Below are 13652 nucleotides of genomic sequence, written 5' to 3'. Positions count from 1 at the left end.
CCGGCTGCAGTATGGGAACTTGCAACACGTGGTGAATTTTATACTGCCTATACCCCATATCAGGCTGAGGCAAGCCAGGGTACCTTGCAGATGCTTTATGAGTACCAGTCAATGATATCCAGCCTGATGGCAATGGATGTCTCGAATGCATCACTCTATGATGGAGCATCAGCTCTGGCCGAGGCTGTATTGATGGCGGTACGGGCAAATCGTCGCTCAAAGTCAAAACGAATTTTGATGCCAAGAACAGTGAATCCAGCCTATAGAAAGGTAGTTGATACATTGGTGCGCCATCAAGGGATTGAGTTGGTTGAGTTGGACTATGATGCCAAGCCCGGTGCGCTTGCCCCCGCCTCTCTGAAAATTGATGAGGGGGATGATTATGCGGCGCTGGTTATCCCGTTGCCTGGCTACTTTGGTACACTCGAGGATGTACATGGTCTGACTGATATGGCGCATAAACACGGCATGTTGGTGGTTGGTTGTGTTAATCCGATAGCAGTTACTGTACTTAGCCCACCTGGTGAATGGGGAGAGAAGGGGGCCGATATTGTCTGTGGTGAGGGCCAGCCACTTGGTGTTCCGCTCTCTTCCGGAGGCCCATTCCTTGGCTTTTTGTGTTGTACGAAGGCGCTGGTTAGGCAGTTGCCGGGACGTCTTGTTGGACAGACTCGTGATCTTGAAGATCATCCCGGATTTACCTTGACTCTGCAGGCCAGAGAGCAGCATATCCGTCGCTCGAAGGCGACCTCCAATATATGCACTAATCAGGGGCTGATGGTAACAGCCTCCACAATTTTCATGAGCTTAATGGGGAGTGATGGGCTGGAGCAGATGGCTACAGGATCACACCATAATAGTCACAAAATGGTTGAGCGGTTGACAGCTATTGATGGGGTGACTCAACACTTCTCGTCACCATTCTTTCATGAGGTGGTTGTCGAGTTGCCAAGAGATGCTGGCGAGGTGCTGGCAGCACTGGTTTGGCAGGATATTGTGGGAGGAATCCAGCTCTCTGAAAACTACCCGGAATTGGGAAAGAATATGTTGTTAATTTGTGCCACAGAGTTGCGTAGTAATAGTGAAATAGAGCGTTTTGCCACAGCCCTGGAGAGTGTGTTGGCAGGGGAGAAGATCTAATGTTGATTTTTGAGCGCTCAGAGTCTGGTAGAAGTAACAGGGCACAGTATGTTGGTGAGCAGAAAAAGCCACTGGTTGATATTCCAGATTTGCTGAAGAGAGAGAAGAGAGTTGATCTTCCAGAAGTGTCTGAGCTGCAGGCAGTACGCCACTATACCCGGCTTTCACAGAAGAACTTTTCGATTGATACTAATTTTTATCCTCTGGGCTCTTGTACCATGAAGTACAACCCTCGAGGTTGCAATACGTTGGCAATGCAATCCGGTTTCCTCAATCGTCACCCTGCAGGTGATGCTGCTCTGGGGCAGGGGGTAATGGCATCTCTATATGAGTTACAGGAGATACTTCAGAGTGTAACCGGTATGGAGGCTGCATCATTGACTCCAGCCGCAGGGGCTCAGGGTGAGTTTGCCGGGGTTGCCATGATCCGTGCCTACCACGATGCACGGGGAGATGATGCAAGAAGTGAGATTCTTGTCCCTGATGCGGCACACGGTACAAATCCTGCCTCTGCGGTTATGTGTGGTTATAAGGTAAGAGAGATTGCAACCAATGAGTCCGGCGATGTGGATGTGGATGCGCTGCGTGAGGTGGTTGGGCCGCAGACAGCTGGAATTATGCTGACCAATCCATCAACTCTTGGAGTGTTCGAGCGCAGGATTGAAGAGATTGCTGACATCATGCATAAGGCTGGAGGGTTGCTCTACTATGATGGCGCTAATCTGAACGCAATTCTTGGTAAGACCCGTCCCGGTGATATGGGATTTGATGTTATCCATATTAATGTTCACAAGACCTTTTCAACCCCTCACGGAGGTGGTGGGCCAGGTGCAGGGCCTGTGGTTGCAAACAGGCGACTCGCCCCATATCTTCCCATCCCTATGGTCAAGAAGATCGATGGTGATTCTCCAGATCAGCCACCAGAGTTTGGGTGGATGGAGGAGCAGGATCGCCCTGAGAGTATTGGACGCCTCTCTGCGTGGAGTGGCAATGTAGGAATACTGTTGCGCGCATACATCTATGCAAGGATGTTGGGCACAGATGGTATGGAACGAGTTGCAGACTATTCAGTTTTGAATGCCAACTATCTGATGAAGAAGATGGAGCAGGCTGGTTTTACTCTGGCTATTCCTGAGCGACGAGCAACTCATGAGTTTATTGTTACTCTGAAGAGAGAGGCAAAGGAGCTTGGTATATCTGCCATGGATTTTGCCAAGCGTCTGCTGGATTATGGGCACCATGCCCCAACCACATATTTTCCTTTGCTGATTCCAGAGTGTCTCTTGATTGAGCCAACAGAGACTGAAGACAAGGCGACACTGGATGCATTTGTGGATGTAATGGCGCAGATTCTGCGAGAGGCGAAAGAGTCTCCGGATCAGGTAAAGGGCGCCCCCTGGACGCTACCGGTAAGGCGCCTGGATGATGTGCGTGCAGCAAGAGAGTTGGATTTGAATTGGTATAAACAGTAATAAGGAATTAGCAGAAAATGACAGCACTTATATGTGGTTCATATGCATTTGATCAGATAATGGTTTTTCCGGATAAATTCAAGAATCATATTCTTCCGGATAAGGTTCACATGTTAAATGTGTCTTTTCTGGTTCCTGAGATGAGACGGGAGTTTGGAGGAACGGCTGGCAATATCGCCTACAACCTCAATTTGTTGGGTGAAAAACCGATCCCAATGGCAACTGTCGGCATTGATTTTGCCCCCTATCGTGAATGGATGGAGAAGTTTGGTATTGCCACTAGTGGATTGCAGGAAATCACAAATAATTATACTGCTCAGGCATTTATAACCACAGATATGGATGATAACCAGATAACTGCATTTCATCCCGGTGCCATGAATTCTTCACACCTTAACTCTGTCTCTGATATTGAGGGGGTCTCTCTGGGGATTGTCTCACCTGATGGTCGTGAAGGAATGGTGGAGCATGCCGCTCAGTTTGCAGAGGCAGATATTCCATTTATTTTTGACCCTGGTCAGGGGCTACCGATGTTTGGCAAGGAGGACCTTATTCAATTTATTGATCAAGCCACATGGATTGCGGTAAATGATTATGAGTCTGCCTTGATGCAGGAGCGTACCGGATTGAGTGCGGTAGAGATTGCAGAGCGTGTGAATGCGCTGATTGTCACCCGTGGGGGAGAGGGGTCGATTATCTACGCTGGTGGGCATCGTATTGATATTCCAGCGGTTTCTGTTGAACATACGCTTGATCCAACAGGTTGTGGTGATGCTTTTCGCGCAGGGCTGCTATTTGGTCTGCTCAATGACATGGAGTGGAAGATAACTGGCCAGATTGCCTCACTTCTAGGCTCTATAAAGATAGGTACTCATGGCACCCAGAATCACCATTTTACAATGGAGGAGTTCAAGGAGTCATATCGTGAGGCCTTTAATGAGGAGTTCTGAGTAACTCTATGTTTTAACGTTGCGGTATACCACTATGTTCCCTATTGGAGTATTGATCTTTTTTATGTTATAAAGTCTTTTTATCAGGAAGGTTCTCCAAGGGGGGAAATTTTGGGAAAGGATTATGGCAGATCGTAGATTACAAGTTTTTCACACTGTGGCTCGCATGCTCAGCTTCACAAAAGCTGCAGAGTCACTACACATGACGCAACCAGCGGTCACTTTTCAGGTGAGACAGCTGGAAGACTATTTTAATACCCGTCTGTTTGATCGTACCCATAATCGAATAACTCTTACAGAGGCTGGCGGTAGAGTCTTTGAGTACGCAGAGAGAATTTTGGACCTCTATGGTGAGATGGACAATGCAGTACGTGAGATGACCGGAGAGGTAAGTGGTGTATTGATTGTGGGGGCGAGCACCACTATTGCCGAGTATATGGTACCTAACATGTTGGGAAGATTTCATGAGAAGCACCCGTCGGTTACGATTCGTCTGAAGGTTGGAAATACTGATAGTGTGGTCTCCATGATTGAGAACAATGTAATTGACCTGGGAATTGTAGAGGCCCCGGTATCCAATAAGAAGCTACAGCTTGACCTCTGTCGTGAGGATGAGCTGGTGTTGATTGTTCCTCCTGATCATCCGCTGTCCAGTAAAGAGTCTATAAAGATAGAGCAGCTTAAGGAGTACCCATATATATGGCGAGAGGAGGGTTCTGGAACACGAGAGGTGATTCATGACTATCTGACAGGGGCTGGAGTTAATCCATCTGATCTCAATGTCATTATGGAGCTTGGTAGTCCAGAGGCGATCAAGGGTGCTGTTGAGTCGGGAATCGGAATTACCATTATCTCCAAGGCATCAATACAGAAGGAGTTGCAGTTGGGTACAGTCAAGATGATTCACCTTGATCCTCATATGATTCGCCCATTCTCCTTTGTGCATCAGAAGCAGAAGTTCAGACTTCGAGCTATGGATGAGCTACTGGAATTTGCCAAAGAGTATTGTGATGCATACAAGGTAGACGAATTGAGTTAAGGAAACCCTGAATCAAAAGATGGATGCGTTTGATCAGTTGCGGAAGATATTTTCTGCATTAAGTGGTGATGACCGTAATGCACTATTAAGGTATGCGACTTTTCTCCATCATGATGGAGATGGGGTGAAATCAGGAGAAGTGGTGGAGGCAGCCGCAAAAGAGAACCCACAGGGTCTGCTGCGACCGAAAAATGAGAGGGTTGTTATGGCAATCCGACGATTATCAGAGACTTACCCCATGTTGAATCACGATAAACTATTAAAACAGAGTGCTGATCTGATGAGTGCTCATTTGGTGAGTGGGCGTGAGGCAGCCGAGGTGATTGATGAGCTGGAGGAGATTTTCCAGTCGCACTATCAGATATATATTGATGAATAATATCTTTTCAAGCTGGTTTCAGCGTCAACTCTCCAACCCACAGTTGGTTATTCTGCTAATTCTGTTAGCTACTGTTTTTGCGGTAGTAATTCTATTTGGACAGATATTGGGCCCCGTTCTGGTGGCCATTGTTCTGGCTTATCTGATGGACACGCCAATTGAACAGCTACAGCATCGTGGGACAAATAAATCACTTTCTATTTGGCTGATTTATCTGTTCTTTATTGCCTTTATGGTTTTTCTGGTGGTTGTCATGTTGCCACTGCTGTCCAGCCAGATAACACAATTTCTTTCTGCTGTACCGGCAATGGTGCAGACAGGCAGAGATATGCTCTCCCAGCTGCCTGAGAGTTATCCGACACTTGTAAGTGTTGAGCAGGTGACCGAGATTGCCAATGCTGCCAGCCGTTCCATGACAGAGTTTGCACAGCAGGCGCTTGCGAAAAGTCTTGGATATATCCCGGGAATCATAACCATGCTGATCTATCTGGTACTGATTCCGCTGTTGGTTTTCTTTATGCTCAAGGATAAAAAAGAACTTTTTTCATGGGTAACTGCATTTCTGCCGAATGATCGCTCATTGGCAGAGCGGGTCTGGAGTGAGGTGGATCTGCAGATTGGCAATTATATACGAGGTAAATTCTGGGAGATGTTGATTGTAGGAGGTGCAACCTATATCGCGTTTGTTGTGGTGAACCTTCAGTACTCCCTGCTGCTTGGTGTTCTGGTTGGCCTCTCGGTACTGGTGCCATTTGTTGGAGCAACAGTTGTCACCATCCCGGTGGCTGCAGTGGCCTTCTACCAGTTTGGGTGGGGTGGAGAGTTCGGAACCATAATGCTGGTTTACGGGGTTATCCAGGCTCTGGATGGGAATGTGCTGGTACCGCTGCTGTTCTCTGAGGTGGTTAATCTGCATCCGGTAGCAATTATTGTTGCAGTACTCTTTTTTGGGGGAGTCTGGGGGTTCTGGGGGGTATTTTTTGCTATTCCTCTGGCGACCCTGGTTAAAGCGGTTATTTCAGCGTGGCCGACTCTGGAGGAGAAGGCTGTCCAGTAAATTTTTCACTTGCTACGGAACCTCTGAAAAAGCGTAATTGGATCTTCCTTACTTGATAGGCTCGAGCATGCCATCAAGATTTTGTGAGTCACAGAAGTCGAGAAAGTTTTCCCTCAGCTGGGTTATTGACTCTTTTCTTGGGACTCCCAAAACCATATTTAATACAAACATTGGTGTTCCTGTATGGGGCGCATGGTGGCTACTGGTGTTCATCTCCTCTACATTTATCTGCCGTGAGGAGAAGAAGTCAGCCACTTTGTAGACGATTCCTGGATGATCAATCGAGATAACCTCAACGTGGTAAGGGAGGTGTTCATGTTTGATGGGGCGATCAGATGTTCGCTTGGTAAGAATTGTGAGTTCAAGTTTTTCCTGGAATTTTGGCAGTGTGGCCTCCAGGCGCGCAATAGTGTCCCATTTCCCGGAGACCAGTAACAGGATGGCAAACTCACCGCCAAGCACCGTCATTCTGCTGTCAACAACATTGCCCTTCTGTTCCAGTACAATTCTGGAGAGCTCATTGATGATTCCTGGGCGATCTTTGCCGATTGCAGTGATAACAAGGTTATCAGTCACTGTTTGTGAGGGATTGGTGGGTGATTTCTTTTCCATAGTATTGGAGAGTATATCTTGTCACTGCACCTTTGCAGAAGTACCATTTACAGTTCAGAGAAAAACATTTTATAGAAGAGAGTAATATCGATGTTTCAAGGAAGTATGGTTGCGCTGGTTACACCGATGCACCCTGATGGTGGATTGGATTGGGAGGCACTGGATCAGCTGGTTGAGTTTCATGTCAAGAATGGAACAGATGCCATTGTTGCTATGGGCACAACCGGGGAGTCAGCTACTCTGAATGAGAGTGAGCATTGTGAGGTGATTAAGCGAGTTATCCGGATATCGAATGGTCGTGTGCCAGTTATCGCAGGTACTGGAGCCAACTCAACCCAAGAGGCCATCGATCTGACCAGGTGCGCAAAAGAGCAGGGTGCCAATGCCGCTCTTCTGGTGACACCTTACTACAACAAGCCGACCCAGGAAGGGCTCTATCTGCACTATAAGGCAGTTGCCGAGGCAGTTGATATTCCACAGATTCTCTACAATGTGCCTGGGCGTACAGCCTGTGACATGCTTCCGGAGACTATTGGCAGGCTTTCAAAAGTTCCAAATATTATTGGGGTAAAGGAGGCAACCGGTGATCTTGAAAGGATTGAGCCGATTCATTCTCTTAGTGAGGATGGGTTCGAGATCTATAGTGGAGACGATTCTACCTGTACCGATTTCATCCTCCAGGGTGGTCATGGAACCATCTCGGTAACTGCCAATGTGGCACCACGACAGATGCATGAGATGTGTGTGGCGGCAATGGCTGGAGATAGTGAAAAGGCGCACGCAATAAATGAGCCCCTGAAACTTCTTCATCGCGATCTTTTCCTCGAGGCAAATCCAATTCCGGTAAAGTGGGCTCTATATGAGATGGGGATGATTGCAGAGGGTATACGTCTGCCTTTGACTCCACTATCAGAGATGTATCGATCTGCTATCAAGGATGCAATAGGTGCTGCCGAAGTGAATCAAGAAAAGTAACCAGATAAATTATGAAAATAACAATTATGAATCGTAGAGGCCTCCTCCCTGGAGCCGCAATTTTGCTAGGGGCACTCTCGCTGATCTCCTGCAGCACAGTGGATAATACTGTAGACAAATACAAGGCTTACAAGAAAGAGCTCAGTTATGAGAGTGCAGTAGAGACAAAGCCACTCGAAATTCCACCGGACTTGACCACCTCAACAATGCAGGATCTTTACCAGGTTCCAGGAGGTGTTGCCTCACTCAAGAGTTATGAGTCTGATGGTGGCGTTGGGGGGCTGCTGGAGAACTCGCAGGATGTTATGCCGGTACAGAAAGAGATCAGGGTGGTCAAGGATGGCGACCAACGCTGGCTGGTGATCAACGCAACTCCGGAGCAGTTGTGGTCTAAACTGCGTGAGTTTTGGTTGAAGAATGGGTTCATAATTGAGCGAGAGGATCCAAGAATAGGAATCATGGAGACCGATTGGGCAGAGAATCGTGCAGAGATTAAGGAAGGGCCAATTCGTAATATCCTTGGCAAAGCGTTAGATATGCTCTACTCAACAGGGACACGTGATAAATTCAGAATCCGACTGGAACGTACTGATCAGGAGGGGGTTACAGAGCTATATCTGAGTCATCGCCGCATGGAAGAGGTTGCATCAGGGGACTCTTTTGTCTGGCAACCCCATCCAGCAATGGCAGAGTTGGAGGCAGAGCTGCTGAGCAGAATTATGTCCTTCCTGGGAATGGAGGCAACCAGGGCTAATACTGCTCTGGCCGGTCTGGAAGGCAAGGGTATAGTTGAACGCGCTCGTATAGTCGATTCTGCTGATGGCGAGAAGTTTGTATTGGTCAAGGAGGGGTTCCCTCGGACCTGGAGACGTACAGGTCATGCGCTGGACCGAGTTGGATTTACGGTTGAGGATCGAGATCGTTCCAAAGGAATCTACTATGTTCGTTATATAGATCCATTCAAGGATAATGAACAGGATGGAATTTTGGATAAGCTCAAGTTCTGGGGTGGTGAGGATCAGCCTGAAGAGGGTGAGTACCAGATTCGTATCGAGTCCCATGAAGAGGTGAGTCGGATTGTTGTCATGACTTCTGACGGGCAGATAGATAATTCTGGAACAGCCAGACGAATACTGACCTTGCTGCATGAACAGCTGAAGTAGTTTATGCGATTTGCCTCTCTGGGAAGTGGCAGCAAGGGTAATGGGACACTGTTTGAAACAGAAGAGACCACAATTCTTGTTGATTGTGGGTTCTCACTGAAACAGACTGAGATTCGTCTGCAGCGGTTGGGAAAAGCTCTCGATGAGATTGATGCGATCCTGGTTACGCATGAGCATGGTGATCATCTTGGTGGTGTCAGGCGGTTAGCCAAAAAAACAGGATGTCCGGTATGGATGACGTCTGGTACTGCAGCGGAGGCTGAGCGTAGACATGGTCTGTTTGATTCAGTCAGAGTTATTGGTGGGTTTGAAAGGTTCTCTATTGGTGCCATAGAGGTTTCCCCATTCCATGTGTCACATGATGCAGAGGAGCCGATCCAGTTTACCTTCTCTAATGGGAAGCAAAGGGTTGGTCTGTTGACTGATACAGGGGAGGTCTCTTCTCACATAGAAAGACAGCTTGATGGATGTGATGCGCTGTTGCTTGAGTGCAATTATGATCCTGATATGTTGGCTATAGGCCCATATCCATATTCATTAAAGAAAAGGGTTATGGGGAGGCTTGGACACTTGAGTAATCAGCAGGCGGCAATGTTGCTGCATGAGATAGATACATCTTCACTGCAGCATCTTGTTGTAATGCACTTGAGCGAGCAGAATAATTGTGAAGAGAAGGCGGTTTCCGCAGTTAGTGGTGCCTTGGGTTGTGAAAAAAAATGGATCTCAATTGCTAGCCAAAAGGATGGGCTGGGTTGGAGAGAGATAGTTTGATTAATGATAAAAGGGTAATTGCATGTTAGTCATAAAGGGTGGTCCGGCACTTTCTCGGTTCAGACTGGGAAAGATGGAAGAACTATTCTCCAGAGAGCTGCCGGCGGTAAAAGGAATTACAACCCGGTGGCTCCATTTTGTTGATCTGTACTCAACGTTGACTGAAGAGCAGCAGACTGTTCTGGAGAAGTTGCTGGAGTATGGGCCATCACATGATGAGACCTCATTGAGAGGTAGAAGGCTTATTGTTGTGCCCCGTCTGGGAACCATATCTCCATGGGCCAGTAAGGCTACCGACATTGCCAACAACTGTGGCCTGAATGATGTGCACAGGATTGAGCGTGGAGTTGAATGGGGGGTGGAGATTGAGGGTAGTCTGGATTTGGATAATGAGGCCAAGCTGTTTTCCCTGATACATGACAGGATGACTGAAACAGTGCTGGATGATGAGTCTGATGCAGAGGCTCTCTTTACCACTGCCGAGCCAGCACCGGTAATGAGTGTTGATATTCTTGGTGGGGGGAAAGTTGCTCTGGAAGAGGCCAATAACTCTCTGGGGCTCGCCTTGGCAGATGATGAGATTGATTATCTGGTGGAAAACTTCGAGGCGATGGGGCGCAATCCAAATGATGTTGAGTTGATGATGTTTGCCCAGGCAAACTCGGAACACTGTCGCCACAAGATTTTTAATGCAGACTGGATTATTGATGGCGAACAGCGTGATGAAACTCTGTTTGGCATGATTCGTGATACCCACAGGAATAACCCGGAAGGCGTGCTCTCTGCATATAAGGATAATGCCGCGGTTATCGAAGGATTTGGTGGTGGTAGATTTTTCCCGCAGGGAGATCGGTCTCGTTATGGCACAACAGAGGAGCAGATCGATATTGTTTATAAGGCTGAGACTCATAACCATCCAACTGCAATATCCCCATTTCCAGGGGCTGCAACAGGTGCAGGTGGTGAGATCAGGGATGGTGGTGCCACAGGGCGTGGCTCTAAACCAAAGGCAGGCCTCTCTGGATACTCTGTCTCAAACCTGAGGATTCCTGGTGCCGAGCAGCCTTGGGAGAAGGATTACGGTAAGCCATCAAGAATTGTATCTGCGCTGGATATCATGTTGGAAGCTCCAATTGGGGCGGCCGCATTCAACAATGAATTTGGGCGTCCAGCCATTCATGGTTATTTTAGAACCTTTGAAGAGAAGGTGGCGGGAGCGGAAGGTGATGAGGTGCGTGGTTATCACAAACCGATAATGTTGGCTGGTGGCATGGGCAACATCAGGCGTAAGGATGTAGAGAAAAATGAAATTCCACCTGGTACACAGATAGTAGTTCTGGGTGGCCCGGCAATGTTGATCGGTCTGGGCGGTGGAGCTGCCTCATCCATGACTAGTGGCAGTAGTTCAGAGAGCCTGGACTTTGCCTCTGTGCAACGAGGCAATCCTGAGATGGAGCGTCGATGTCAGGAGGTGATTGATCGCTGTTGGCAGATGAATGAAAATCCTATTGTCTCCATTCATGATGTGGGGGCAGGCGGACTATCAAATGCAGTGCCGGAGATTGTTAACGATTGTGGGCGCGGAGGCCGTTTTGAGTTGCGAATGGTGCTTAATGATGAGCCTGGAATGTCTCCTCTGGAGATCTGGTGTAATGAGGCGCAAGAGCGCTATATTCTTGCCATAGATACATCACGTATGGAGCAGTTTCGTGCGCTCTGTGAGCGTGAGAGATGCCCGTATGCAGTAATTGGTGAGGCCACCAGAGAGCAGAAACTTGTTATGGGGGATGGCCACTTTGATAACACGCCGATAGATCTGCCTATGGACGTGTTATTTGGCAAACCTCCGAAGATGTTGCGTGAGGTTCACCACAAGCCATTCCATAAGCTGGAATTTGAGACTGACAAGATTGATTTGCATGAGGCGATCTACAGGGTGTTGCGTCTGCCAACGGTGGCCAACAAGTCATTCCTTGTTACTATCGGTGATCGTACTGTTACCGGATTGGTTGCAAGAGATCAGATGGTGGGTCCATGGCAGGTGCCTGTGGCTGATGTTGCTGTAACTGCAACCAGTTACAACAGTTACACGGGTGAGACTACGGCGCTTGGTGAATCTGCTCCAACAGCACTCATCCATCCGGCTGCTTCAGGTCGTATGGCTGTTGGCGAGGCACTGACAAATATTGCTGCAAGCAGAATAGGTTCAATAGATCAGATTAGATTGTCTGCAAACTGGATGGCCCCAGCAGGTCATCCGGGTGAAGATGCGGCACTGTTCGATACGGTGAAGGCTGTATCTGAACTATGTCAGCAACTTGATATCTCGGTTCCAGTTGGCAAGGACTCCATGTCGATGAAGAGTGTCTGGGAAGAGGATGGCGAGAAGCGCTCTGTTACTGCACCAATCTCACTGATCGCCTGTGCTTTTGCTCCGTGTGCGGACATTAGAAAGACGTTAACCCCGCAATTAATCACTGATGCAGGAGACAGTGATCTCTTGTTGATTGATCTTGGAAAGGGAAAGAGTCGTCTTGGAGGGTCTGCATTAGCCCAGGTATACAAGCAAGTGGGGCACCATGCGCCAGATCTGAATGATCCTGGTGCCATGCGTCATTTCTTTGGACTGATCCAGGAAATGAATGAGGACGGACAGATCCTCGCCTATCATGATCGTTCAGATGGCGGTCTCTTTACTACACTGTGTGAGATGGCATTTGCTGGCCATACAGGGTTATCACTGTTGATCGATGATCTTGATGGTGATCCCTCTGCAGCACTCTTTAATGAAGAGCTGGGAGCAGTAATACAGATCAGACACTCTGATCTGGAGGTTGTACAACAGAAACTGCGTGATTATGGTCTATTCAGCCATACCCATGTGCTTGGCACACTGTCTGATAATGACAGAATTACTGTACGCAATCAGGGAGATATTATTGTTGATGAGAGTCGTGTTGACCTGCAGCGTGCATGGTCAGAGACTAGTTGGCAGATTCAGCGACTGCGTGACAACTCGGATTGTGCAGACCAGGAGTATGATCGTCTGCTGGATGTGAAGGATCCGGGAATGTCGGCTGTTGTCTCGTTTGAGATCGATGCTGATATTGCAGCACCATATATCAAGCGTGGGGTTAGACCGTCGATGGCAATTCTGCGTGAGCAGGGTGTAAATGGTCAGGTGGAGATGGCTGCTGCCTTTGATCGGGCCGGTTTTGATTGTCAGGATGTCCATATGAGTGATCTGCTTGAAGGGCGGGTTGATCTTAATGATTTCCGTGGGGTAGTGGCCTGTGGTGGGTTCTCTTATGGAGATGTTCTCGGTGCTGGCGAGGGGTGGGCAAAGTCCATACTATTCAATGGTCGTGTACGGGATTCATTTGCAAAATTCTTTGAGCGCAAGGATACCTTTGGGCTTGGTGTATGTAATGGCTGTCAGATGATGTCGGTGCTACACGAACTGATACCTGGTGCTGACCATTGGCCACGTTTTGTGAGGAATCTCTCCGAACAATTTGAAGGCCGATTGTCGCTGGTTGAGGTGGTGGAATCTCCATCGATCTTTTTGCAGGGGATGGCCGGAGCCAGAATTCCAATTGCTGTGGCCCATGGTGAAGGCAGGGTGGAATTCTCTGGTGACCATGGCAGTAAGGCGCAACTTGCAATGCGTTACATAGACCATACAGGCAACCCGACAGAAAATTACCCGCTTAATCCTAATGGTTCTGTCAATGGAGAGACCGGTTATACAACTGATGATGGACGTTTTACCATCATGATGCCTCATCCAGAACGAGTTTTCCGAGGCGTCCAATATTCGTGGCGCCCTGATGGATGGAATGAGGATGCACCATGGATGCGCATGTTCCGTAATGCCAGGGTTTGGGTAGATTGATTTTGTCTTCTCTTGTCAGAACTGTTCCATATTTCCAGAGTGAGAGATAAAATGCCCACTCTGGCCTCAATAATTGCGAACATAATCGCCATCTCGTACAGGCGGACCGTCCGCGGGACTGGATGGCCGCAGTTGAGAGACCATGGCGCGTGCCGTATAGGCGAGACTGAGGTTGCTTTCACAAGGATCAATATCTGGA

Annotated in this window: 11 protein-coding genes; 10 read left to right on the top strand and 1 reads right to left on the bottom strand. The window is 48.2% G+C overall.

Annotated elements, in window-relative coordinates:
* From gcvPA to H8D24_07430, 6 genes are all read left to right on the top strand, one after another.
* The coding region (gene gcvPA / locus H8D24_07455) for an aminomethyl-transferring glycine dehydrogenase subunit GcvPA (GenBank protein MBC8520225.1) at window positions 1-1140 on the top strand (1140 nt) is incomplete at its 5' end.
* Complete coding sequence (gene gcvPB / locus H8D24_07450; protein ID MBC8520224.1) at window positions 1140-2612, top strand: aminomethyl-transferring glycine dehydrogenase subunit GcvPB; 1473 nt, start codon at window positions 1140-1142, stop codon at window positions 2610-2612. The genes gcvPA and gcvPB, both read left to right, overlap by 1 nt.
* Window positions 2613-2629: 17 nt before the next feature.
* Complete coding sequence (locus tag H8D24_07445) at window positions 2630-3562, top strand: carbohydrate kinase family protein (GenBank protein MBC8520223.1); 933 nt, start codon at window positions 2630-2632, stop codon at window positions 3560-3562.
* A 124-nt stretch (window positions 3563-3686) separates the two neighbouring features.
* Complete coding sequence (locus H8D24_07440) at window positions 3687-4601, top strand: LysR family transcriptional regulator (GenBank protein MBC8520222.1); 915 nt, start codon at window positions 3687-3689, stop codon at window positions 4599-4601.
* A gap of 19 nt (window positions 4602-4620) precedes the next feature.
* Entirely contained in the window at window positions 4621-4980 is a 360-nt protein-coding gene (locus H8D24_07435; GenBank protein MBC8520221.1) for a hypothetical protein, read from the top strand.
* Window positions 4973-6037: an AI-2E family transporter gene (locus tag H8D24_07430; GenBank protein ID MBC8520220.1), complete on the top strand. Its 1065-nt coding sequence runs from the start codon at window positions 4973-4975 to the stop codon at window positions 6035-6037. Before H8D24_07435 ends, H8D24_07430 begins: the two co-directional genes overlap by 8 nt.
* Before the next feature lie 48 nt (window positions 6038-6085).
* Here the strand turns inward: H8D24_07430 and H8D24_07425 are convergent, their stop codons facing one another.
* Window positions 6086-6649 (bottom strand): glycine cleavage system protein R, encoded by a 564-nt coding sequence (locus H8D24_07425; GenBank protein MBC8520219.1) that lies wholly within the window; start codon window positions 6647-6649, stop codon window positions 6086-6088.
* Window positions 6650-6739: 90 nt separating this feature from the next.
* Between H8D24_07425 and H8D24_07420 the strand changes: the two genes are divergently transcribed.
* Genes H8D24_07420 through purL form a run of 4 tightly spaced genes read left to right on the top strand, consistent with a single transcriptional unit; the run spans window position 6740 to window position 13453 of the window.
* On the top strand, window positions 6740-7624 hold the full coding sequence (locus H8D24_07420; GenBank protein MBC8520218.1) for a 4-hydroxy-tetrahydrodipicolinate synthase: 885 nt from the start codon (window positions 6740-6742) through the stop codon (window positions 7622-7624).
* 11 nt (window positions 7625-7635) lie between these two features.
* Window positions 7636-8787 (top strand): outer membrane protein assembly factor BamC, encoded by a 1152-nt coding sequence (gene bamC / locus H8D24_07415; GenBank protein MBC8520217.1) that lies wholly within the window; start codon window positions 7636-7638, stop codon window positions 8785-8787.
* A gap of 3 nt (window positions 8788-8790) precedes the next feature.
* Window positions 8791-9558, top strand: a complete 768-nt coding sequence (locus H8D24_07410; GenBank protein ID MBC8520216.1) for an MBL fold metallo-hydrolase — start codon at window positions 8791-8793, stop codon at window positions 9556-9558.
* A 22-nt stretch (window positions 9559-9580) separates the two neighbouring features.
* Window positions 9581-13453 (top strand): phosphoribosylformylglycinamidine synthase, encoded by a 3873-nt coding sequence (gene purL / locus H8D24_07405; protein ID MBC8520215.1) that lies wholly within the window; start codon window positions 9581-9583, stop codon window positions 13451-13453.
* Window positions 13454-13652: the final 199 nt, after the last annotated feature.

Source organism: Candidatus Thiopontia autotrophica (assembly GCA_014384675.1).
Classification (GTDB): Bacteria; Pseudomonadota; Gammaproteobacteria.
The sequence above is the reverse complement of the archived record's forward strand: the minus strand, read 5'-3'. Positions and strand labels throughout refer to the sequence as shown.